The organism is Pseudomonas sp. 2(2015) (assembly GCF_000955865.1).
Lineage (GTDB): Bacteria > Pseudomonadota > Gammaproteobacteria > Pseudomonadales > Pseudomonadaceae > Aquipseudomonas.
In genome coordinates this window covers 236,850-258,199 of record NZ_JYOF01000004.1, presented here as the reverse complement: position 1 = coordinate 258,199, position 21,350 = coordinate 236,850, and the positions used below count along the sequence as shown (strand labels likewise).

At 61.6% G+C, this 21,350-nt stretch carries 27 protein-coding genes and 1 tRNA gene; 4 read left to right on the top strand and 24 right to left on the bottom strand.

The annotated features are described in order from the left end of the window. Position 1 precedes the first annotated feature (1 nt). The 14 genes from UB48_RS09415 to trmJ all read right to left on the bottom strand — a co-directional run bounded on the left by UB48_RS09415 (position 2) and on the right by trmJ (position 10,721). Positions 2-1,021: a RodZ family helix-turn-helix domain-containing protein gene (locus tag UB48_RS09415; protein WP_045196219.1), complete on the bottom strand. Its 1,020-nt coding sequence runs from the start codon at positions 1,019-1,021 to the stop codon at positions 2-4. Beyond that, on the bottom strand, positions 1,021-1,779 hold the full coding sequence (pilW, locus tag UB48_RS09410) for a type IV pilus biogenesis/stability protein PilW (protein ID WP_045196217.1): 759 nt from the start codon (positions 1,777-1,779) through the stop codon (positions 1,021-1,023). Before pilW ends, UB48_RS09415 begins: the two co-directional genes overlap by 1 nt. Positions 1,780-1,792: 13 nt before the next feature. Further along, entirely contained in the window at positions 1,793-2,938 is a 1,146-nt protein-coding gene (rlmN, locus tag UB48_RS09405) for a 23S rRNA (adenine(2503)-C(2))-methyltransferase RlmN (protein ID WP_045196215.1), read from the bottom strand. Positions 2,939-2,966: 28 nt separating this feature from the next. After that, on the bottom strand, positions 2,967-3,392 hold the full coding sequence (gene ndk / locus UB48_RS09400; RefSeq protein WP_007964426.1) for a nucleoside-diphosphate kinase: 426 nt from the start codon (positions 3,390-3,392) through the stop codon (positions 2,967-2,969). Between the two features lie 91 nt (positions 3,393-3,483). Further along, entirely contained in the window at positions 3,484-3,684 is a 201-nt protein-coding gene (gene iscX, locus UB48_RS09395) for a Fe-S cluster assembly protein IscX (RefSeq protein ID WP_045196212.1), read from the bottom strand. A gap of 13 nt (positions 3,685-3,697) precedes the next feature. Continuing rightward, entirely contained in the window at positions 3,698-4,039 is a 342-nt protein-coding gene (gene fdx / locus UB48_RS09390; protein ID WP_045196210.1) for an ISC system 2Fe-2S type ferredoxin, read from the bottom strand. 3 nt (positions 4,040-4,042) lie between these two features. After that, positions 4,043-5,905 carry a Fe-S protein assembly chaperone HscA gene (gene hscA, locus UB48_RS09385; protein ID WP_045196208.1) on the bottom strand — a complete coding sequence of 621 codons (1,863 nt, stop codon included), beginning with the start codon at positions 5,903-5,905 and terminating at the stop codon, positions 4,043-4,045. 42 nt (positions 5,906-5,947) lie between these two features. Continuing rightward, entirely contained in the window at positions 5,948-6,469 is a 522-nt protein-coding gene (gene hscB, locus UB48_RS09380; protein ID WP_045196206.1) for a co-chaperone HscB, read from the bottom strand. A gap of 8 nt (positions 6,470-6,477) precedes the next feature. Then, positions 6,478-6,801: an iron-sulfur cluster assembly protein IscA gene (iscA, locus tag UB48_RS09375; protein ID WP_045196204.1), complete on the bottom strand. Its 324-nt coding sequence runs from the start codon at positions 6,799-6,801 to the stop codon at positions 6,478-6,480. 28 nt (positions 6,802-6,829) lie between these two features. Next, complete coding sequence (gene iscU, locus UB48_RS09370) at positions 6,830-7,216, bottom strand: Fe-S cluster assembly scaffold IscU (protein WP_002552476.1); 387 nt, start codon at positions 7,214-7,216, stop codon at positions 6,830-6,832. Positions 7,217-7,262: 46 nt separating this feature from the next. Further along, positions 7,263-8,477 carry an IscS subfamily cysteine desulfurase gene (locus UB48_RS09365; RefSeq protein WP_045196198.1) on the bottom strand — a complete coding sequence of 405 codons (1,215 nt, stop codon included), beginning with the start codon at positions 8,475-8,477 and terminating at the stop codon, positions 7,263-7,265. Between the two features lie 42 nt (positions 8,478-8,519). Then, positions 8,520-9,011: a Fe-S cluster assembly transcriptional regulator IscR gene (iscR, locus tag UB48_RS09360; RefSeq protein WP_036993915.1), complete on the bottom strand. Its 492-nt coding sequence runs from the start codon at positions 9,009-9,011 to the stop codon at positions 8,520-8,522. A 153-nt stretch (positions 9,012-9,164) separates the two neighbouring features. Next, positions 9,165-9,947, bottom strand: a complete 783-nt coding sequence (cysE, locus tag UB48_RS09355; protein ID WP_045196194.1) for a serine O-acetyltransferase — start codon at positions 9,945-9,947, stop codon at positions 9,165-9,167. Next, positions 9,948-10,721 carry a tRNA (cytosine(32)/uridine(32)-2'-O)-methyltransferase TrmJ gene (gene trmJ, locus UB48_RS09350; RefSeq protein ID WP_045196192.1) on the bottom strand — a complete coding sequence of 258 codons (774 nt, stop codon included), beginning with the start codon at positions 10,719-10,721 and terminating at the stop codon, positions 9,948-9,950. A gap of 145 nt (positions 10,722-10,866) precedes the next feature. Between trmJ and suhB the strand changes: the two genes are divergently transcribed. Beyond that, positions 10,867-11,685: an inositol-phosphate phosphatase gene (gene suhB, locus UB48_RS09345; RefSeq protein ID WP_010223469.1), complete on the top strand. Its 819-nt coding sequence runs from the start codon at positions 10,867-10,869 to the stop codon at positions 11,683-11,685. A gap of 126 nt (positions 11,686-11,811) precedes the next feature. On the opposite strand, the gene UB48_RS09340 is transcribed toward suhB, so the two are convergent. The 6 genes from UB48_RS09340 to queA all read right to left on the bottom strand — a co-directional run bounded on the left by UB48_RS09340 (position 11,812) and on the right by queA (position 17,893). Then, a complete protein-coding gene (locus tag UB48_RS09340; protein ID WP_045196190.1) occupies positions 11,812-12,360 on the bottom strand; it encodes a glycine zipper 2TM domain-containing protein in 549 nt (182 codons plus the stop codon). 120 nt (positions 12,361-12,480) lie between these two features. After that, positions 12,481-13,392 carry a protein translocase subunit SecF gene (secF, locus tag UB48_RS09335; protein WP_045196188.1) on the bottom strand — a complete coding sequence of 304 codons (912 nt, stop codon included), beginning with the start codon at positions 13,390-13,392 and terminating at the stop codon, positions 12,481-12,483. Between the two features lie 9 nt (positions 13,393-13,401). Next, entirely contained in the window at positions 13,402-15,267 is a 1,866-nt protein-coding gene (secD, locus tag UB48_RS09330) for a protein translocase subunit SecD (RefSeq protein WP_045196186.1), read from the bottom strand. Positions 15,268-15,330: 63 nt separating this feature from the next. After that, positions 15,331-15,666 (bottom strand): preprotein translocase subunit YajC, encoded by a 336-nt coding sequence (gene yajC / locus UB48_RS09325; RefSeq protein WP_010223473.1) that lies wholly within the window; start codon positions 15,664-15,666, stop codon positions 15,331-15,333. 47 nt (positions 15,667-15,713) lie between these two features. Then, positions 15,714-16,829, bottom strand: coding sequence for a tRNA guanosine(34) transglycosylase Tgt (tgt, locus tag UB48_RS09320; RefSeq protein WP_162195925.1), 1,116 nt, complete (start codon positions 16,827-16,829; stop codon positions 15,714-15,716). Positions 16,830-16,843: 14 nt separating this feature from the next. Beyond that, the gene (queA, locus tag UB48_RS09315) at positions 16,844-17,893 is read right to left on the bottom strand and encodes a tRNA preQ1(34) S-adenosylmethionine ribosyltransferase-isomerase QueA (RefSeq protein WP_045196183.1); all 1,050 of its coding nucleotides are present in this window, start codon (positions 17,891-17,893) and stop codon (positions 16,844-16,846) included. A gap of 108 nt (positions 17,894-18,001) precedes the next feature. Here queA and UB48_RS09310 point away from each other — a divergent pair. Beyond that, positions 18,002-18,086 (top strand) — tRNA-Leu (locus UB48_RS09310). Between the two features lie 49 nt (positions 18,087-18,135). On the opposite strand, the gene UB48_RS09305 is transcribed toward UB48_RS09310, so the two are convergent. After that, positions 18,136-18,441, bottom strand: a complete 306-nt coding sequence (locus tag UB48_RS09305; RefSeq protein ID WP_045196588.1) for a HigA family addiction module antitoxin — start codon at positions 18,439-18,441, stop codon at positions 18,136-18,138. Between the two features lie 72 nt (positions 18,442-18,513). Beyond that, a complete protein-coding gene (gene sodC, locus UB48_RS09300) occupies positions 18,514-19,026 on the bottom strand; it encodes a superoxide dismutase family protein (RefSeq protein WP_045196182.1) in 513 nt (170 codons plus the stop codon). Between the two features lie 138 nt (positions 19,027-19,164). Here sodC and UB48_RS09295 point away from each other — a divergent pair, with 138 nt between their 5' ends. Beyond that, positions 19,165-19,641 (top strand): GNAT family N-acetyltransferase, encoded by a 477-nt coding sequence (locus UB48_RS09295; RefSeq protein WP_045196180.1) that lies wholly within the window; start codon positions 19,165-19,167, stop codon positions 19,639-19,641. A 135-nt stretch (positions 19,642-19,776) separates the two neighbouring features. On the opposite strand, the gene UB48_RS09290 is transcribed toward UB48_RS09295, so the two are convergent. After that, positions 19,777-20,076, bottom strand: coding sequence for an addiction module antidote protein (locus UB48_RS09290; RefSeq protein WP_045196178.1), 300 nt, complete (start codon positions 20,074-20,076; stop codon positions 19,777-19,779). A 1-nt stretch (position 20,077) separates the two neighbouring features. Continuing rightward, positions 20,078-20,371 (bottom strand): type II toxin-antitoxin system RelE/ParE family toxin, encoded by a 294-nt coding sequence (locus UB48_RS09285; RefSeq protein WP_045196177.1) that lies wholly within the window; start codon positions 20,369-20,371, stop codon positions 20,078-20,080. A gap of 304 nt (positions 20,372-20,675) precedes the next feature. Between UB48_RS09285 and UB48_RS09280 the strand changes: the two genes are divergently transcribed. Continuing rightward, a complete protein-coding gene (locus tag UB48_RS09280; RefSeq protein ID WP_045196175.1) occupies positions 20,676-21,341 on the top strand; it encodes a hypothetical protein in 666 nt (221 codons plus the stop codon). The last annotated feature ends 9 nt before the right edge of the window (positions 21,342-21,350 follow it).

Sequence of the window (21,350 nt, the reverse complement as noted above, 5' to 3'; positions counted from 1 at the left end):
CTTATTGTCCCAACTTCAGGCGAGCGGTCTCGCCACTGGTGAACGGCGCAACGTCGACAGGCTGGCCGTTGTAGCTGACCTGCACGCCGCGGGCAAAGCCCAGGCGTACCGAAAACGGCGGCTTGCCGGTCAGGTCCAGGCTGTCGCCCTTGCGCTTGATGGCGCTGAACAGCAGCTTGCCGTTGCCGTCGGTGACCGAGGTCCAGCAATCGGCGTTGAATTGCATGTGCAGCTGGCCGCTACCGGCCGGGGCTGGAGCGGCGACAGCAGGTGCTGCTGGCGCTGCGCCAACCACTGCACTGTTGACCACGGGCGCCACCGGGGCTGGCGCTGGAGCCGGTACAACCGGCGCCACCGGCGTGGTCGCGGTGCTGGCGGCAGGCGCAGCAGGCGTGGCAGCAGGGCTGGCCGGTGCTTGTTCGGCAGGTGCGGCGCCAGCCGGTTCTGTCGGGGCCTGCTCAAGGCTCAAGGCAGTGCTTTGCGGTTGCTGGCCAGCGCTCACAGCCTGGTCTTCAGGCTCGTCCAGCGGGTGAATCTGGGTGGTGCCGTCGGCGCTTTCGACTTCGACGTGCTCCAGGGCCATGTTGGCCAGGTCCTTGCCACGCAGGCTGGTCTGGTCCTGCCACCAGAAGAAGCCACCACCGATCACCACCACCAGCAGCACCAGGCTGACGATACGCAGGATGTTGTGGGACAGGCGCACCGGCTCTTCGATGCGGCCAAGGGCGTGAACGTCGCTGCCCTGGGCGTGGGTGCCAGTGCACTGGTCGAAAGCTTGCACCAGGGCAGCCTGGTCCATGTCCAGCAGCTTGGCATAGGCGCGTATGTAGCCACGGGCAAAGGTATGCCCCGGCAGCTTGTCGAAGGCGCCGGCTTCTAGATTGTTCAGGGAACTCACGGTGAGGTTGAGCTTGCGGGCCACTTCGGCCTGGGACCAGTCCCTGCTCTCGCGGGCCTGACGCAGGATTTCACCGGGATTTTCGCGAGTCGCTGCTGCTGCTTCGGGATGCGCCGCTTTCATCATTGCTCCGACAGGTATTGCTGATATTCCGGCGTACCGGGATAAAGTCGTTGTAATTGCAGGCCCAGTTCGCTGGCCTTGTTCCGTTCTTCGAAGACGCTGGCCAGGCGGCTGCCCAGCAGCAGGCTGCGGGCACTGTGGTCGCTCAGCTGGCTGAAACGATCGTAGTAGTCACGGGCCGGCACATAATGCCTGTCTTCGTAAGACAACTCAGCCATTTCCAGCAACGCGCGCGGCTGCTGCTGGTTGAGTCGCAAAGCTTTTACCAGGTATTCCTGCGCTTCGGCGCGCTGCCCCAGCCTGAGCGCGGTCAGGCCAAGGTTCTCGAACACCCGGGAGCGTTCAGGATACAGGGTATCGGCCGCCGCTTGGGCAAACATCTGCTGCGCCTGGGCGTATTGCCCACGAGCATAAAGGAAACTGCCGTAATTGTTGCGAATTCGGGTGTCGTCCGGGCGCCGGGCCAGGGCCTTGCGAAAGTGCGCCTCGGCCAGTTCCGGCTCGTCTTCGGCCTGAAACACCAAAGCCAGGGCCGCATGGGCTGCGGCATCCTGGCTATCGAGGTCGAGGGCTTTTTTCAGCGGCGCCTTGGCCTGCTCGGTCAAACCTTGTTGCAAATAACCCAGGCCCAACTGCACATAGGCCTGGCGTGCCTGCTCGCGACCTTCACGACTGCCCAGCGCGTCCGAACTCCCGCCGGACACGCAACCTGCAAGCAGGGCGAGCGCCAGGATCGACAGCGCGAAGCGCAGGGTCATGGAGGTCCTCTCTTCAGTTGCGCGCGGCGCTTTCTTGCACGTCACCGTCGGCATTCAACTGACGTACGGCGATATAGCGCTCGCTGCGGCGGGTGCGGTCCATCACCTGGCCGACCAGCTGGCCGCACGCCGCGTCGATGTCTTCACCACGGGTGGTGCGCACGGTAACGTTGTAGCCGGCGTGATGCAGGTGGTCCTGGAAACGACGGATGGCGTTGTTGCTCGGCCGCTCGTAACCGGAATGCGGGAACGGGTTGAACGGAATCAGGTTGATCTTGCACGGCACGTTCTTGAGCAACTCGGCCATTTCCACGGCGTGTTCGAGCTTGTCGTTGACGTCCTTGAGCAGGGTGTACTCAATGGTCAGCACGCGCTTTTCGCCCAGCTGCGACATGTAGTTCATGCAGGCTTCGAGCAGGACCTTGAGCGGGTACTTCTTGTTGAGCGGTACCAGCTCGTTGCGCAGGGCATCGTTCGGCGCGTGCAGCGAGAGGGCCAGGGAGACGTCGATGTGCTTGGCCAGCTCTTCGATCATCGGTACCACGCCGGAAGTGGACAGGGTCACCCGGCGCTTGGAAATGCCATAGCCGAGGTCGTCCATCATCAGGTGCATGGCGGCGACCACGTTGTCGAAGTTCAGCAGTGGCTCACCCATGCCCATCATCACCACGTTGGTGATGGCACGGTCGATGGTGGCCGGCACGCTGCCGAACGACTTGTTGGCAATCCACACCTGGCCGATCACTTCGGCGGCGGTGAGGTTGCTGTTGAATCCTTGCTTGCCGGTGGAGCAGAAACTGCAGTCCAGGGCGCAACCGGCCTGGGACGAGACACACAGGGTGCCACGCTTGCCCTGGGGGATGTACACGGTCTCGACGCAGCTGCCGGACGCCACGCGCACCACCCATTTACGGGTGCCGTCGCTGGAGATGTCCTCGCTGACCACTTCCGGACCGCGAATCTCGGCAACAGCCTTGAGCTTTTCGCGCAAGGCCTTGCCGACATTCGTCATGGCGTCGAAATCATCGACGCCAAAGTGGTGAATCCATTTCATTACCTGACCGGCACGGAAACGCTTCTCCCCGATAGAGTCGAAGAATTTTTCCATTTCCGGCTGGGTAAGCCCCAACAGGTTAGTTTTGCCAGTCGATGTCGTCATGGATTCACCCTCACCCGTAAGCTTTCGCTTAGCGAGTGGTTACCTCGGTAGCTGCGAAGAAGTACGAGATTTCGCGAGCAGCGGCGGCTTCGGAGTCCGAACCGTGAACGGCGTTGGCGTCGATGGACTCGGCGAAGTCAGCACGGATGGTGCCGGCAGCAGCTTCTTTAGGGTTGGTAGCGCCCATCAGCTCACGGTTCAGAGCGATGGCGTTTTCGCCTTCCAGAACCTGGACAACAACAGGACCGGAGATCATGAAGGCAACCAGGTCGCCGAAGAAACCGCGCTCTTTGTGCTCAGCGTAGAAGCCTTCGGCTTCGGCTTTGGACAGTTGCTTGAGTTTCGAGGCAACGACGCGCAGGCCGGCTTTTTCGAAACGGGTGGTGATCTCGCCGATCACGTTTTTAGCAACGGCGTCAGGCTTGATGATCGAGAAAGTACGTTGAACAGCCATGGTGAAACTCCAGAAACGTTGAGTGAAGCGAAAAATTAAACCCGCGAATTATACGCGGGTTCCGGGGGATTGCCTAACCTGCCGAGCGCGCTCAGTCGGCTTCTTCGATCCAGGCCGCCTGGATGGCTTCGAGAACCTTCTCGCCGCCACGGGTCGGATCGTCACTGAATTCCGGCAATGCCAGCACCCAACGGTGCAGATCGACGAAGTTCACATAACGAGGATCGACTTCCGGCTTGCTTTCGGCAAGCTGGATTGCAATTTCAAGTACATCAACCCATTTCAGGCTCATGTCGGCTCCAGGATCAATGCGGCGCTTCGGCAGCGTGGTTGAGCGAGTATTTCGGAATCTCGACAGTTACATCCTCGGTACCGACCACGGCCTGACAGGTCAGGCGCGACGTAGGCTCAAGGCCCCATGCGCGATCCAGGAAGTCCTCTTCCAGCTCGTCAGCCTCATTGAGCGAATTGAAACCTTCGCGAATGACGCAGTGGCACGTGGTACAGGCGCAGACGCCACCACAAGCGCTTTCGATCTCAATGTGGTTGTCATGGGCCACCTCGAGAATGGATTTCCCGGTCTCGGCCTCCACGACCATGCCATCCGGGCAGAATCTCTCGTGGGGCAGAAAAATCACCTGCGGCATCAGTTATTCCTCGATCTCATTCAGGTTGCGCCCGGCCAAAGCGGCTTTTACCGTCGAATCAAGGCGACGGGCGGCAAAGGCATCGGTCACCTGCGACAGACGCTTGGTCTGTTGCTCGATGGCCGCGCCATCGGTGCCGTTGATCAAATCACGCAAGTCTTGCATCTGTTGCTCGATTGCCAGGCGCTCTTCGGCGTCCAGCAGGCGCTCGCCATCGGCGTCCAGGGCGCCCTGTACCGCTTCGAGCAGGCGCTCGGCGTCGACCTGGTGCTCGCGCAGCTGGCGCGCCACCTTGTCGAAACCGGCATGCTCGAAGGAGTCCTTGAGCATACGGGCGATTTCACCGTCGGTCAGGCCGTAGGACGGCTTGACCTGAATGCTCGATTCGACGCCCGAGCCCAGCTCGCGCGCCGAAACGCTGAGCAGGCCGTCGGCATCGACCTGGAAGGTCACGCGGATCTTCGCCGCACCGGCAACCATCGCCGGGATGCCACGCAGTTCGAAGCGCGCCAGGGAGCGGCAGTCACTGATCAGTTCGCGCTCGCCCTGCAGCACATGAATCATCATGGCCGACTGGCCATCTTTGTAGGTGGTGAACTCCTGGGCGCGGGCGACCGGGATGGTGGTGTTGCGCGGAATCACCTTCTCCATCAGCCCACCCATGGTTTCCAGACCCAGGGACAACGGAATCACGTCCAGCAGCAGCAATTCGCCACCATCACGGCGGTTGCCAGCCAGGGTATCGGCCTGGATGGCGGCGCCGATGGCGACTACCTGGTCCGGGTCGATTTCGGTCAGCGGGGTACGCCCAAACAACGTGCCGACGGCCTCGCGCACACGCGGCACGCGGGTCGAACCACCGACCATGACCACTGCGGCAACTTCTTCGAGCTCGACGCCGCTGTCACGCACGGCGCGGCGGCAGGCCTTTAGGCTGCGGGCGACCATGGGCTCGATCAGGGCATCGAAGGCACTGCGGGTCAGCTCGGCCTGCCAGTTGCCATAGGCGACCGTGACTACATCAGCATTGGTCAGGGCTTCTTTGGCTGCGCAGGCGGTCTGCAGCAGCTGGCGCTGGGCACCCGGATCGAGGTCCGAGGACAGGCCGGCCTGCTCGACGATCCAGCTGGCGATGGCATGGTCGAAGTCGTCGCCGCCCAGGGCGCTGTCGCCACCGGTGGCCAGCACTTCAAAGACACCGCCGGTCAGGCGCAGGATCGAGATATCGAAGGTACCGCCACCCAGGTCATAGATGGCCACCAGGCCTTCGGCATTCTGGTCCAGGCCATAGGCCACGGCCGCCGCGGTCGGCTCGTTGAGCAGGCGCAACACGTTCAGGCCGGCCAGACGCGCGGCGTCCTTGGTGGCCTGGCGCTGGGCGTCGTCGAAATACGCCGGCACGGTGATCACCGCGCCAACCAGTTCGCCGCCGAGGGTCTCTTCGGCACGCTGGCGCAGCACCTTGAGGATGTCGGCCGAGACTTCCACCGGGCTTTTCGGGCCCTGGACGGTGTCGATGAACGGCATGTGCGACTCGCCGCCGACAAAGCGGTACGGCAGTTGCTCACCCAGTTGCTTGACGTCTGCCAGGCCACGGCCCATCAGGCGCTTGACCGACAGCACGGTGTTGAGCGGGTCGCTGGCGGCGGCGTCGCGGGCGCTCTGACCGACATCGATGTGGTCAGCGTGATAGCGCACTGCGGACGGCAGGATCACCCGGCCTTGGGCATCGGGCAGGGGCTCGCTGCGGCCGCTGCGCAGGGCAGCAACCAGGGAATTGGTGGTACCAAGGTCAATACCCACCGCCAGGCGACGCTGGTGCGGCTGGGGGCTCTGACCGGGTTCGGCGATCTGCAGTAGGGCCATGCTTATCTGAATACCAGGGGCGCCGCCAGAAGCAGCGCCGGGTTAATCGTCGAGGCGCTCTTCCAGCTGGCGCACTTCGTAGGCGAGCTTGTCGAGAAACTGCATGCGGCGCATCAGGCGCTCGGCCTGTTCACGCTGCGCAGGATCATCCCAGCAGGCGGCGAAGTCCTCGTTGAGTGCTTCCTGGGCGGCTTTCAAGCGACGCTTGAAGACGGCCACGCCATCGAGGTCGGCACTGTCCTGGAGGTCTTCGAGCTCTTCACGCAGCTGCATCTGCTGCAGCAGGAACTCGGGATCATGGACGGTGACTTCCTGCGGCACTTCATGGCCGCCGATCGCCAACAGGTAGCGGGCACGCCGGGGCGCGCTCTTGAGAGTCTGGTAGGCCTCGTTCAGCGCAGCCGAACGCTCCAGCGCAATGCGCTGTTCACGTTCGGAGGCATCGGCGAAGCGATCCGGATGGACCTCGCGGGCCAGCTCGCGATAGCGAACAGCCAGCTTGTCGAGGTCCAGACGGAAGCCAGGTTGCAGGTCAAACAGGGCGAAATGACAAGGAGTACCCACGCGCAGCCTCAGACGTTGAAGCTTTCGCCGCAGCCACACTCACCGCGCACGTTGGGGTTGTTGAACTTGAAGCCTTCGTTCAACCCTTCCTTGACGAAATCCAGCTCGGTACCGTCGAGGTACGTCAGGCTTTTCGGATCGATGATGACCTTTTCGCCATGGCTTTCGAAGACCTGGTCATCGGAGGTTACTTCATCGACGAACTCCAGCACATAGGCCAGGCCCGAGCAGCCAGTGGTGCGCACGCCAAGGCGAATACCTTCACCCTTGCCGCGTCCGTCGAGGGAGCGCCGCACATGTTTGGCGGCGGCTTCTGTCATGCTGATAGCCATCGAGACTCCTTACCTGCAACAGGCGACCTTAGAGCAAACCTTTCTTCTGCTTGTAATCGCGCACGGCCGCCTTGATGGCGTCCTCGGCGAGTACCGAGCAGTGGATTTTAACCGGCGGCAGCGCCAGTTCTTCGGCCAGCTGGGTGTTCTTGATGGTTTCCGCTTCGTCCAGGGTCTTGCCCTTCATCCACTCGGTAGCGAGGGAGCTGGAAGCGATGGCCGAACCGCAGCCGTAGGTCTTGAACTTGGCGTCTTCGATAACGCCCTGCTCGTTGACCTTGATCTGCAGGCGCATGACGTCGCCGCACGCTGGAGCGCCGACCATGCCGGTGCCGACATCCGGGTCCTCGGCATTCATCTTGCCGACGTTACGCGGGTTTTCGTAGTGGTCGATGACCTTTTCACTGTATGCCATGGTGCAATTCCTTCCTCATCAGAGAGCCGCTCTTGCCGGCGACTACTTAGTGCGCAGCCCACTCGATCTTGGAGATGTCGACGCCGTCTTTGTACATATCCCACAGCGGCGACAATTCGCGCAGCTTGGTTACGGCCTCGCAAACCTTCTGCGCGGCGTAGTCGATTTCTTCTTCGGTGGTGAAGCGACCGAAGGTAAAGCGGATCGAGCTGTGTGCCAGTTCGTCGTTGCGGCCCAGGGCACGCAGCACGTAGGACGGCTCGAGCGAAGCCGAAGTACAGGCCGAGCCGGACGAAACGGCCAGGTCCTTGAGCGCCATGATCAGCGACTCGCCTTCGACGTAGTTGAAGCTCAGGTTCAGGTTGTGCGGAATGCGCGCGGTCATGCTGCCGTTGATGTACAGCTCTTCGAGGCCTTCAACCTGCTTGTAGAAGCGGTCGCTCAGGGCCTTGATGCGCAGGTTCTCGCTGGCCATCAGCTCTTTGGCGATGGCGAAGGCTTCGCCCATGCCGACGATCTGGTGGGTGGCCAGGGTGCCCGAACGCATGCCGCGCTCGTGACCGCCGCCGTGCATGGTGGCTTCCAGGCGCACGCGAGGCTTGCGGCTGACGTACAGCGCGCCAATGCCTTTAGGGCCATAGGTCTTGTGCGCCGAGAACGACATCAGGTCGACCTTGAGCTTTTGCAGGTCGATCTCGACCTTGCCGGTGGACTGCGCGGCATCGACGTGGAACATGACGCCGCGGGCGCGGGTCAGCTCGCCAATGGCGGCGATGTCGTTGATGGTGCCGATTTCGTTGTTCACGTGCATGATCGACACCAGAATGGTGTCTTCACGCAGGGCAGCTTCAACCATGGCCGGGGTGATCAGGCCATCGGCGCCTGGCTCGATGTAGGTCACTTCAAAGCCTTCACGCTCCAGCTGACGAGTGCTGTCCAGGACAGCCTTGTGCTCGATCTTGGAGGTGATCAGGTGCTTGCCCTTGGTGCTGTAGAAGTGCGCGACGCCCTTGATTGCCAGGTTGTCGGACTCGGTGGCACCGCTGGTCCAGACAATTTCACGCGGATCGGCATTGACCAGGTCGGCGACCTGGCGACGGGCGTTCTCGACCGCTTCTTCGGCTTTCCAGCCAAAGACGTGGGAGCGCGACGCCGGGTTACCGAAGTTCCCGTCGACCAGCAGGCAGTCGCTCATCTTCTGGGCAACGCGTGGATCGACCGGGGTGGTCGCGGAGTAATCGAGGTAGATCGGCAACTTCATTGAATATCTCCTATCAGGCGGTCGCGCCGCGCGTCGAAACGGTCATTCGACGGCGGACGTCTCAATCTTGTCCAGCTGCGGTGCCCGGCCTGCGATACGACGCAGGTCCTGGCGCTGGGCGACTTCTTGTACCTCACGGCGAGTGACAAGGTCAGCCAGGCTGATGCCGCTGAGGAATTCGTGAATCTGCTGGCTGAGGTCGCACCACAGGTGGTGGGTCAGGCAGGTGTCGCCGGCGTGGCAATCACCCAGCCCCTGGCAGCGCGTGGCATCGACCGATTCGTTGACCGCGTCGATGACCTGGGCGACCTGAATGCTCTCCATGCTTCGCGACAGCTGGTAGCCGCCGCCAGGGCCGCGCACACTGGAAACCAGGCTGCTGCGGCGCAGCTTTGCAAACAGCTGCTCCAGATAAGAGAGGGAAATGCCTTGGCGCTCGGAAATGTCGGCCAGAGACACCGGCCCATTCTGCGCGTGCAACGCCAGGTCGAGCATGGCGGTCACGGCGTATCGGCCTTTTGTAGTCAGTCGCATGGCTAGTAGGTACCACGGGGTTACGGGATGGGAGCGAGTATGCTATTCCCGAGCATTTAAGTCAACTATAAGACCTAGTGCTTTAGTCGGGTTTACCGCAAGAGGGCGGCGGAATGATAGCAAACTAAGGGGCGCTTGCGCACGCCCCTTCTGTCAATGCGTCGACGCGTCGCTGCGGGCCTCATCCTTGATCTCGGCGAAGTCCTCTTCACGCAGTGCCGGCAGCTCCTTGGCGCAGTAGTCGCTGCCAAGATTCTTAAGCGCGCCGCACATGTCTTCCAGGCGCCCGTCGACCGCCTGCAGGTGGTCAAGCAACTGACCAATGGCGCGGGCCACCGGGTCGGGCATGTCTTCGCTGACGCCATAGGCATCGAAGCCGATCTTCTCGGCCATGGCCTTGCGCCGGGCCTCGACCTCGGCATCGGTCTTGACGATGATCCGCCCGGGGATACCCACCGCAGTCGCGCCGGCCGGTACCGCCTTGGTGACCACCGCGTTGGAGCCGATCTTGGCTCCGGCGCCGACGGTGAACGGCCCCAGCACCTTGGCCCCGGCACCAACGACCACGCCGTCTTCCAGGGTCGGGTGACGCTTGCCCTTGTTCCAGGTGGTGCCGCCCAAGGTCACGCCCTGGTACAGAGTGACGTCGTCGCCGATCTCGGCGGTTTCGCCGATGACGATGCCCATGCCGTGGTCAATGAAGAAGCGCCGCCCCACCTTGGCACCAGGGTGAATCTCGATCCCGGTCAGCCAGCGGCCGAAGTTCGACACCAGCCGCGCCAGCCACTTGCAGTCCCGTCGCCACAGCGCGTGCGCCGCGCGATGCAGCCAGATCGCGTGCATGCCGGGGTAGCAGGTCAGCACTTCAAAGGCATTGCGCGCCGCCGGGTCGCGGTGGAAAACGCTCTGGATATCTTCACGCAGACGCTCGAACATCTATTGATCCTTGCGCTTATGCGGCTCGCCACGGGCCGCTTTCTGGGTTTCGGTGAGAATGCCGCGCAAAATACTCATTTCCGAACGATCCACCGAGCTGCGCCCGTACAGGCGACGCAGGCGCGGCATCAGGTGCCTGGGCTTGAGCGGGTCGAGAAAGCCGATATCGACCAGGGTCTTTTCCAGGTGCTGGTAGAACAGCTCCATTTCATCCATGGTCGCCAGCTCGTGGCCACGCTCGTGCGCCACTTCGACTTTTTCCACCGGCGCCGCCTGCTGCTCCTGCGCCAGCCAGGCCATGCGCACCTCATAGGCCAGCACCTGCACTGCGGCGCCGAGGTTCAGCGAGCTGAAGTCCGGGTTCGAGGGGATGTGCACATGGAAATGGCAACGCTGCAGTTCTTCGTTGGTCAGGCCGGCGTGCTCACGGCCGAACACCAGGGCAATCTCTTCGCCCTGAACGGCATGCTCGATGACCTTGCTGGCGCACTCGCGCGGGTCGACCAGCGGCCAGGGGATGCGGCGCTCGCGGGCACTGGTACCGAACACCAGGTTGCAGCCGACCAGCGCCTCTTCAAGGGTGGCGACCACTTGTGCGCCGCCCAGCACATCATCGGCACCCGACGCACGGGCATCCGCCTCAGGCGAGGGAAAATGCTGCGGATCGACCAGCACCAAGCGCGACAAGCCCATGTTTTTCATGGCACGCGCAGCGCCGCCGATATTGCCGGGGTGGCTGGTATTGACCAGAACAACACGAATATTTTGCAGCAAGGCGAGCGCTCACAGACGTTGCGAAGGGGGAGCAAATCTTACAGAAGCGACCGACTTTACGCTACGAAAGCAAATGTCACCCTTCTTCGCGCAAAGTTTTCTGCTAGAATGTTCGGCTTTCTTTAACGACCCAGGTGAAACGTCCATGCAGCCCATGCTGAATATCGCGCTGCGCGCCGCCCGCAGCGCCAGTGAATTGATTTTCCGCTCCATCGAGCGCCTGGATAGCATCAAGGTTGATGAAAAAGACGCCAAGGATTACGTCTCCGAAGTCGATCGCGCCGCAGAGCAGAAAATCATCGATGCCCTGCGCAAGGCCTACCCGAACCACTCCATCTACGGCGAAGAGACCGGCCTGCATGCCGGTAGCGGCGAAGAAGGCAAGGACTACCTGTGGATCATCGACCCACTGGATGGCACCACCAACTTCCTGCGTGGCGTTCCGCACTTTGCTGTCAGCATTGCCTGCAAATACCGTGGCCGCCTTGAGCACGCCGTGGTGCTGGACCCTGTCCGCCAGGAAGAATTCACCGCCAGCCGTGGCCGTGGCGCCCAGCTGAACGGCCGCCGCCTGCGCGTCAGCCCTCGCACCAGCCTGGAAGGCGCCCTGCTGGGTACCGGCTTCCCGTTCCGCGACAACCAGATGGCTGACCTGGACAACTACCTGGGCATGTTCCGCGCCCTGGTTGGCCAGACCGCCGGCATCCGCCGCGCCGGTGCTGCCAGCCTGGACCTGGCCTACGTTGCCGCCGGTCGTTTCGATGCCTTCTGGGAATCGGGCCTGTCGGAATGGGACATGGCTGCAGGCGCCCTGCTGATCCAGGAAGCGGGCGGCCTGGTGAGCGACTTCACCGGTGGCCACGACTTCCTCGAGAAGGGTCACATCGTTGCTGGCAACACCAAGTGCTTCAAGGCCGTTCTGACTGCCATCCAGCCGCACCTGCCTGCTTCGATCAAACGCTGAGTACGATCGAGCACAAAAAAAGCACCCTTCGGGGTGCTTTTTTTTGGCCTGTAGGAGCGGGCTTGCCCCGCGATAGCGATCTAACCGTTACACCGCATCGCGGGGCAAGCCCGCTCCTACAGTAGATTACTGGCCAGCCTGAGCCTGGCTCAGTACCAGCTTGCCTTCTTTATCCAGCGGAATTTGCGAACCCGGGTCACGGTCCATGCGCACTTGACCGACCTTGTCGCCGATCGAGTATTTCACGTCATAGCCGACCACCTTCTCGCTCAGGTCGTTGACCGTGTTGCAGCGGGTTTGCGTGGTGGTGTAGGTATCACGCTCCTGCATGCCTTCCTGCACCTTGTTGCCGGCATAGCCGCCACCGACCGCACCGGCCACGGTCGCAATCTTCTTGCCGGTACCGCCACCGATCTGGTTACCCAGCAGGCCACCTGCCAGCGCACCGACTACGGTACCGGCAATCTGGTGTTGATCCTTGACCGGCGCCTGACGCGTCACAGTGACGTCCTTGCACACTTCACGGGGTGTCTTGACCGTCTGCTTGACCGGCTGCACCGCCAAAACTTCGGCGTATTCCGGCCCGCCCTTGACCAGGCTGTAGGTGGCAACAGCACCTCCGGCTGTTACACCGACAGCACCCAGAACCGCACCCACCAGCATCGATTTGTTCACCTGAACCTCCTGATCATACCTGCGGAACATTGCCCGCCTTCTCCCTGCCTTGGAGCATAAAAAAAGGCGCGAGTTCAACACTCGCGCCCTTTTGTACGACCAACAGTGCGGGAAATTCCCTTATGGACGGTCGTCCACACCTTCGGCTTTCACCGTCGGGATCAGGTCTTCACTGTTCAGGTTCAGCCAGATCAGCACCACGTTGGCGATGTAGATCGACGAGTAGGTACCGGCCATGACACCGATGAACAGCGCCAGGGAGAAGCCCCACAGGTTGTCGCCACCGAAGAACAGCAGCGCGGCAATCGCCAGCAAGGTCGACACCGAGGTCGCCACGGTCCGCAGCAGGGTCTGGGTGGTCGAGATGTTGATGTTCTCGATCAGCGAAGCCTTGCGCAGAACCCGGAAGTTCTCACGTACCCGGTCGAATACGACGATGGTGTCGTTGAGCGAGTAGCCAATGATCGCCAGCACCGCCGCCAGCACCGTCAGGTCGAAGGTGATCTGGAAGAACGAGAGGATACCCATGGTCACGACCACGTCGTGGATCAGCGACAGGATCGCACCCAGGGCGAACTTCCACTGAAAGCGGAAGGCCAGGTAGATCATGATGCCGCCCAGGGCCAGCAGCATGCCCAGGCCACCCTGGTCGCGCAGCTCTTCACCGACCTGCGGGCCAACGAACTCGACACGCTTGACCACCGCCGGGTTGTCGGTGCTGACCTTTTGCAGCGCCTCGGACACGCGGTTACCCAGTTGCGGATCATCGCCCGGCATACGCACCAGCAGGTCGGTGGTAGCACCGAAACTCTGCACCACGGCGTCCTGGAAGCCGGCCTTGACCAGTTCTTCACGGACCTCGCCAAGGTTGGCCGGACGCTCGTAGGTCAGCTCGATGAGCGTACCGCCGGTGAAGTCCAGACCAAAGTTGAGGCCTTTGTAGAACCAGCTGAACAGCGCCAGCACGGTCAGAAGCAGGGTGATGCCGAACGCAAGGTTGCGCACACCCATGAAGTTGATTGTACGTAACATGGCAGCCCCTTATACCCACAGCTTCTTGATATCACGCCCGCCGCAGGTCAGGTTGACCATTGCGCGGGTGACCATGACGGCCGTGAACATCGAGGTGAAAATCCCGAGGGACATGGTAACCGCGAAGCCCTTGACCGGGCCGGTACCCATGGCGAAGAGGATGCCGCCGACCAGCAAGGTGGTCAGGTTGGCGTCGACAATCGCCGTGTAGGCACGGTTGAAACCTTCGTGGATGGCGCGTTGCACCGACATGCCATTGGCCAGCTCTTCGCGGATCCGCGAGAAGATCAGCACGTTGGCGTCAACCGCCATACCCATGGTCAGGACGATACCGGCAATACCCGGCAGGGTCAGCGTTGCCCCCAGCAGCGACATAAGCGCCAGCAGCATGACCATGTTACCGGCCAGGGCGATGGTCGCGATCAGGCCGAAGAAGCGGTAGATGGCCATGATGAACAGCGAGACGAACAGCATGCCCCACAAGGATGCGTCGATACCCTTGGTGATGTTGTCGGCACCCAGGCTCGGGCCAATGGTGCGCTCTTCAGCAAAGTACATCGGCGCCGCCAGGCCACCAGCGCGCAGCAGCAGGGCCAGTTCCGACGACTCGCCCTGACCGTTCAGGCCAGTGATGCGGAACTGGCTGCCCAGTGGCGACTGGATGGTCGCCAGGCTGATGATCTTCTTCTCTTCGGTGAAAGTCTGTACGGCAACGTCTTTCTCGACGCCGTCGACCATCTGCTTGACGTAGCGCGTTGTTGGACGCTGCTCGATGAAGATCACCGCCATGCTGCGGCCGACGTTGCTACGGGTAGCGCGGCTCATCAGCTCGCCACCATGACCATCCAGACGGATGTTCACCTGCGGACGGCCCTGCTCGTCGAAGCTGGCCTGGGCGTCGGTCACCTGGTCACCGGTGATGATCAGGCCACGCTCGACCGCAGCCGAACGACCGCCTTCACGGAACTCGAAGGTTTCGGTGGTGGCTTTCGAGGCACCAGGCTCAGCACCCAGGCGGAATTCGAGGTTGGCGGTCTTGCCGAGAATACGCTTGGCTTCGGCGGTGTCCTGCACGCCTGGCAGCTCGACCACGATGCGGTTGGCACCTTGGCGCTGAACCAGTGGCTCGGCGACACCCAGCTCGTTGACACGGTTACGTACCGTGGTCAGGTTCTGCTTGATCGAGTATTCACGGATTTCCGCGACCTTGGCCGGAGTAATCGCCAGGCGCAGCACCGACAGGCCGTTGCGCTCGGTGGTGGTCAGCTCGAAATCGTTGAAATTCTTGCGGATCAGGCTACGGGCCTGTTCGCGGGATTCGTCATCGGAGAAGCCCAGCTGGATGCCGCCATCTTGTTGCGGCAGGCTGCGGTAGCGCACGCGCTCTTTGCGCAGCAGGCTCTTGACTTCGCCTTCGTAGACTTTCAGGCGCGCCGACATGGCTTTGTCCATGTCCACTTCAAGCAGGAAGTGCACACCACCGGAAAGGTCCAGGCCCAGCTTCATCGGGCTTGCGCCCAGGTTGCGCAGCCATTGCGGGGTAGTCGGGGCCAGGTTGAGCGCTACTACATAGTCGTCGCCCAGTGCCTTGCGCACTACATCCTTGGCTGGCAGTTGGTCTTCCTGTTTGCTCAGGCGCACCAGGCCAACCTTGCCCTTCTCGCCCAGGCTCGCGGCCTTGACCTGGATACCGGACTCGTTGAGCGCCTTGCTCACGCGGTCCAGATCGGCCTGAGTGACCTGCAGTGCAGTACTGGCACCGCTGACCTGAACGGCCGGATCATCAGGGTAGAGGTTGGGAGCGGAATAAATAAAACCGATCGCCAGTACCACCAGGATCAGTGCGTATTTCCACAGAGGGTATTTGTTCAGCATCACGCCGCCCGTTCAAGACGCGGGGCGCCTTGCGCGCCCCGTCGATTGGTAAAAAACTGAAACTTAGATCGCTTTGAGCGTGCCTTTAGGCAGGGTCGCGGCTACGGCGCCCTTCTGGAACTTCAGCTCGACGTTGTCGGACACTTCCAGAACCACGAAGTCGTCGGCAACTTTGACGATCTTGCCGGCGATACCGCCGTTGGTGACAACTTCGTCACCTTTTTGCAGGTTGCTCAGCAGGTTTTTCTGCTCTTTGGCACGTTTGGCCTGCGGGCGCCAGATCATCAGGTAGAAGATGACCAGGAAACCGACCAGGAAAATCCACTCGAAGCCAGTACCGGCTGGGCCGGCGGCTGGGGCAGCTGCGTCCGCGTATGCGGCAGGGATCAGAAAGCTCATTTAGCACTCCAGTTGCAAATCAGTACTTGTTAGGGATCGACAGAACATCAGTCCAAGGGCGGCACAGGCAGCCCGCGCTTGGCGTAAAAGGCATCGACAAAGGCGGCCAATGTACCTTGTTGAATAGCCTCGCGTAAACCAGCCATCAAGCGCTGGTAATGACGCAAGTTATGGATCGTATTCAACATACTGCCCAACATTTCGCCGCATTTATCCAGATGATGCAGATACGCGCGGGAGAAGTTCTGGCAGGTATAGCAATCGCAGGTCGCGTCCAGGGGCGAATCATCGTGGCGATGGAACGCGTTACGGATTTTCAGCACGCCGGTATCGACAAACAGATGGCCGTTGCGCGCGTTGCGCGTGGGCATCACGCAATCGAACATGTCGACGCCGCGGCGCACACCCTCAACGAGATCTTCCGGCTTGCCTACCCCCATAAGGTAACGAGGTTTGTCAGCCGGCATCCGCCCTGGCAGGTAGTCCAGGACCTTGATCATTTCGTGCTTGGGCTCGCCCACCGACAGGCCGCCGATGGCCAGGCCGTCGAAGCCGATCTTTTCCAGGCCTTCGAGCGAGCGCATGCGCAGGTTCTCGTGCATGCCACCCTGAACAATGCCGAACAGCGCCGCAGTGCTGTCGCCGTGGGCGTTCTTCGAGCGCTGTGCCCAGCGCAGGGACAACTCCATGGACACCCGGGCGACGTCTTCATCGGCCGGGTACGGGGTGCATTCGTCGAAGATCATCACCACGTCCGAGCCCAGGTCACGCTGGACCTGCATCGACTCTTCCGGGCCCATGAACACCTTGGAGCCGTCGACCGGCGAGGCGAAGGTCACGCCCTCTTCGCGGATCTTGCGCATGGCGCCCAGGCTGAACACCTGGAAACCGCCGGAGTCGGTGAGGATCGGGCCCTGCCACTTCATGAAGTCGTGCAAGTCGCCGTGGGCCTTGATCACCTCGGTGCCCGGGCGCAGCCACAGGTGGAAGGTGTTGCCGAGGATCATGTGCGCGCCGATCGCCTCGATGTCGCGCGGCAGCATGCCCTTGACCGTGCCATAGGTGCCCACCGGCATGAACGCCGGGGTCTCGACCACGCCACGCGGGAAAGTCAGGCGGCCGCGACGGGCCTTGCCGTCAGTGGCGAGCAATTCGAAGGACATACGACAGGTGCGACTCATGCTTGATCCTCGGGGCCGCGTGGCGCCGGATTGCGGGTGATGAACATGGCATCACCGTAACTGAAGAAGCGGTACCCGTGTTCGACCGCCGCCGCGTAGGCAGCCATGGTCTCGGGGTAACCGGCGAAGGCCGAAACCAGCATCAGCAGCGTGGATTCAGGCAAATGGAAGTTGGTCACCAGGGCATCGACCACATGGAACGGCCGGCCCGGGAAGATGAAGATATCGGTATCGCCACTGAAGGCCTTGAGCTCGCCATCACGGGCGGCGCTTTCCAGCGAACGCACGCTGGTGGTGCCCACGGCAACCACGCGCCCGCCACGGGCCCGGCAAGCAGCCACGGCGTCAACCACATCCTGGCTGACCTCCAGCCACTCTTTATGCATGTGGTGATCTTCGATGCGCTCGACCCGCACCGGCTGGAAGGTACCAGCACCTACATGCAGAGTGACAAAGGCGGTTTCCACACCCTTGGCGGCGATTTTGGCCAGCAGTTCTTCGTCGAAGTGCAGGCCGGCGGTTGGCGCGGCCACGGCGCCAGCGCGCTCGGCGTACACCGTCTGGTAGCGCTCGCGGTCGGCGCCTTCATCCGGACGGTCGATATACGGCGGCAGCGGCATGTGGCCAACGCGATCAAGCAGCGGCAGCACCTCCTCGGCAAAACGCAGCTCGAACAGCGCATCGTGACGGGCGAACATCTCGGCCTCGCCACCGCCATCGATGAGAATCTGCGTGCCAGGCTTGGGCGCCTTGCTCGAACGCACGTGGGCCAGTACCCGGTGGCTGTCGAGCACGCGCTCGACGAGGATTTCCAGCTTGCCGCCGCTGGCCTTCTGGCCGAACAGACGCGCCGGAATCACCCGGGTATTGTTGAACACCATCAGATCGCCCGGACGCAGATGCTCGAGCAGGTCGGTGAACTGGCGATGCGCCAGTGCCCCGCTCGGCCCGTCCAGGGTCAACAGCCGGCTGCTATGGCGCTGCGCCAGCGGATGGCGAGCGATCAGGGAATCAGGGAGCTCAAAGGAGAAATCGGCGACGCGCATGATGGTGTTCGGTTCGACAGGGCCGGAAAGTTTAGCCGAAACCGTGAAAATTGACCATGAAAGCTGATTGACCAACGGTAGGCGCCTCTCTATACTTCGCCGCCACAAGCCCTGATGGCGGAATTGGTAGACGCGGCGGATTCAAAATCCGTTTTCGAAAGGAGTGGGAGTTCGAGTCTCCCTCGGGGCACCAAACGCAAAAAGAAACCGACCCCAGGGTCGGTTTTTTTGTGCCCGGCAATTCAAGCACAAGCCACCAGGCGCCGCACTTGCCGGTGGATCTCATCGCCGTGATTCAACTCGGCCGTGCGCAGGTCAAACGCCGTCTGCAGGTTGAGCCAGAACTCCGGCGTAGTGTCCAGGCAAGTGGCGAGGCGCAAGGCCATGTCTGCCGAAACGCCGCGACGCCGAGAAAGAACCGCATTTATCGCAGAGGCAGACACGCCCAACGCGCGAGCCAAAGCGGCGACACTAACACCCAACTCACTCTGAAAATCTTCGCGCAGGACTTCCCCTGGGTGTACCGGACGCATGGCGTTTTTGCAGATCATGATGCACCTCAGTGAAAGTCCGTTATTGCAACACGTGCAGGCCTAGCGCATTGCGCAGTGGATAGCCCTTTATTGCACCACCCCACACGCAATCCGCGCCCCACCACCCCCCAACGCCTGCGGGTGATCGCTGTGGTTATCGCCGCCGCCATGCACCATCAGCGCATGGCCCTTGAACTCGTCGGCCTTCAGGCGTGGGGCCAAGACCGGGTAGCGGGCGGTGCCGTCGGCGCTGACATACAGGGCGGGCAAGTCGCCCTTGTGCCCGGCATCGTCGTACGGACCCAGGTGTTTTTTACTCTGCTGCGGGTCCCAATGCCCGCCCGCAGAACCTGCCGGCGTGGTCTTGCCGTCGGCGGTGGCCGGTGCGCAGGAGGGGCTTTCGTGCAGGTGAAAGCCGTGTACGCCCGGCGGCAAGTCGCGCAGGTCAGGCGTGAGCAAAGTGCCGTACTTATTCTGTTCAAGGGTAATGGTACCGACAGGTTTGGCGCTGCCGTCGGCGCCCACCAGGGCCATTTCCACGGTCTGGGCCTGAGCCAGGCCCGCTGTTGCCAGGGCGGCGGTGAACAGAAGTGCTTTCATGATGTTGCTCCTTGTGGGTCGATGCAGCCGAAGGGCACCTTATCAAGGTGGACCCTGGCGCAGCGTGGGGATTCCATTACCAGCTTTGTCGAAGTGTGTAGGATCACTGTTCCCCTCATTTGCTGATCGAGTCGCGCCATGCAATTGACCCACCGCCCCGTCCAGCCTCAGGACATCGCTGCCATCTGCTGCTTCCCCCAAGGCCCTGACGAGCTGTTCTACATGTTCCCCAAAGCTGCGTACCCGCTGACACCCGCGCAATTGAGCGAGGCCATCGCCCAGCGCAGCGGCTCCACTGTGGTCGAGGGCGACGGGACGGTGCTGGCCTTTGCCAACTTCTACAAGGCCGAGCACGGCGGCGTGTGCGCCCTCGGCAATGTGGTGGTGGCCCCCGCCGCGCGCGGTCATGGCGTGGCGCGTTTTCTGGTGCAGAGCATGATCGAGCTGGCTCGCAGCCAGTTCGAAGCGCGCGAGGTGCAGGTGTCGTGTTTCAACAGCAATGCCGCCGGGCTGCTGCTTTATCCACAGCTGGGCTTTGAGCCTTTTGCCATCGAGGAGCGCCAGGGCCCTGGCAATACGCGGGTGGCGCTGGTGCAGATGAAGCAGGCGCTGTAGCCGATCGAGCACCAGATTCAGATGGATGCGATTTGTGAAACCATTGAAAGAAATCTGGAGTCGATGCAGCGAGATGCGCAGCGTGGGGAGCTGGTTGGCGAATCTGCCCACTAACCCGAGTGGAGTACGAGCGGCTCAGAGCCTCGAGGAAGTGTGAGGATGAGCCAGAAGATCAATCCCTAACGCTCGAATGACCTTCAGTACAGTATCAAAACGAGGCTTCGCACCCGGGGTTAATGCCTTGTACAGACTCTCGCGCCCCAACCCACTTGCGCTTGCAATCTGACTCATGCCGCGCGCCTTGGCGATATGGCCAAGGGCACGTATCAGTTCGTCATGATCTCCATCCGCCAGAACTTGGGAAAGGTACTCGCTGATAGCTTCATCACTATCGAGCAAGGCTGCCATATCAAAGGTGGTGAGTGACAAGCTCATATCAGATTTCCTTGGCCAACTTCCTGGCTAGTTGGATATCAGCAGATTGAGATGACTTGTCACCCCCTGCCAACAAAACAATGACCATCCCGTCCCGAACCGTGAAGTACACCCGATAACCCGCACCCACATCGATGCGCATCTCGGAAACCTGGCCACCGACGGACTTCACATCCCCCAGGTTTCCTGCCGTTGCACGCTCTATTCGCCGTGCGATGGCCAACCTTGCACGGAGGTCGCGCACAGAAACTAACCACGAGGTAAATCTGGGTGTCTGCAAAACACTATATTTCAAGGCTCACACCAATGTATCCCTTTGGATACAAACAAGCAATCAGCAATCCACACCTCTCATCACCTGGCCAGAAGTTTGGTCCGGGTATGCAGATGCCTGAAGATCGCACAATGACACTAAGAGAGAGGTGGCTGGGTACGGCTGCTTCGCTGTTTCGCGTAGCCCATTTCTCAAGCGCAACCCTCGTCTGTGCCCGGGGCCACTGATTACGAGCGCTCCCTAAGAACGCACCAACCAAAACCCAGTGATGATTTCCCCGGCGCGGCCGTTATCCTCATGGTAAGCCCCTGCCCATGAGGTAACGATGTTTCAACAATGGAGCGAAATGCTGCAGCTCTACAAACGCAGCCGCCCGAACTATTGGCACGCCATCCGCAACAATCCGCTGGCCCCGCACCTGTTGCCGACCTGGCTGGTGGTGCTGGCAACCGTCCTGGTGGTCAGCGCCTCGTTCAGCGTGCAACAGCACCCCCTAGGCCCGGTCACGGTGATGCTCAGCACCAGCCTGTGCATGTGGGCGATGTTGCTGGCCCGTGAGTACTTTGTCGCCGAGCAGTTCAAAAGGCTGTATCAACGCCATGCCATCGCCAGCCAGCCGCTGCTGCAGCGCGACAGCTACCTGCGCTACGCGCATTTCCTGCAGATGCTTGAGCAGAACGCTGTCAGTGCAGCCCAGGCTGGCGAGATCGCGGCGTTTGCGAAGATCTCCGAAAACCCGCCCAAGTCGTTGAACCTGACCCAGAACGCGATGTTCGTGGCGATCATCACCTTCCTCGCCACCATCGCCGCCGAGAAGGCCAAGCTCACCGAGCTGTGGGCGTTCGGCAAAGGCAACCTGGTCATCCTGTTGACCTTCGCCGTGTTGCTGGTGCTGTGGTTCGGCTTGATGGTGGTGCGTGATCACCTGCACTACAAGGAGCGGATCATCCGCTACCTGGAATGGGCCAGCCATGATCTGCCCAAGCCCTGATCATCCTGC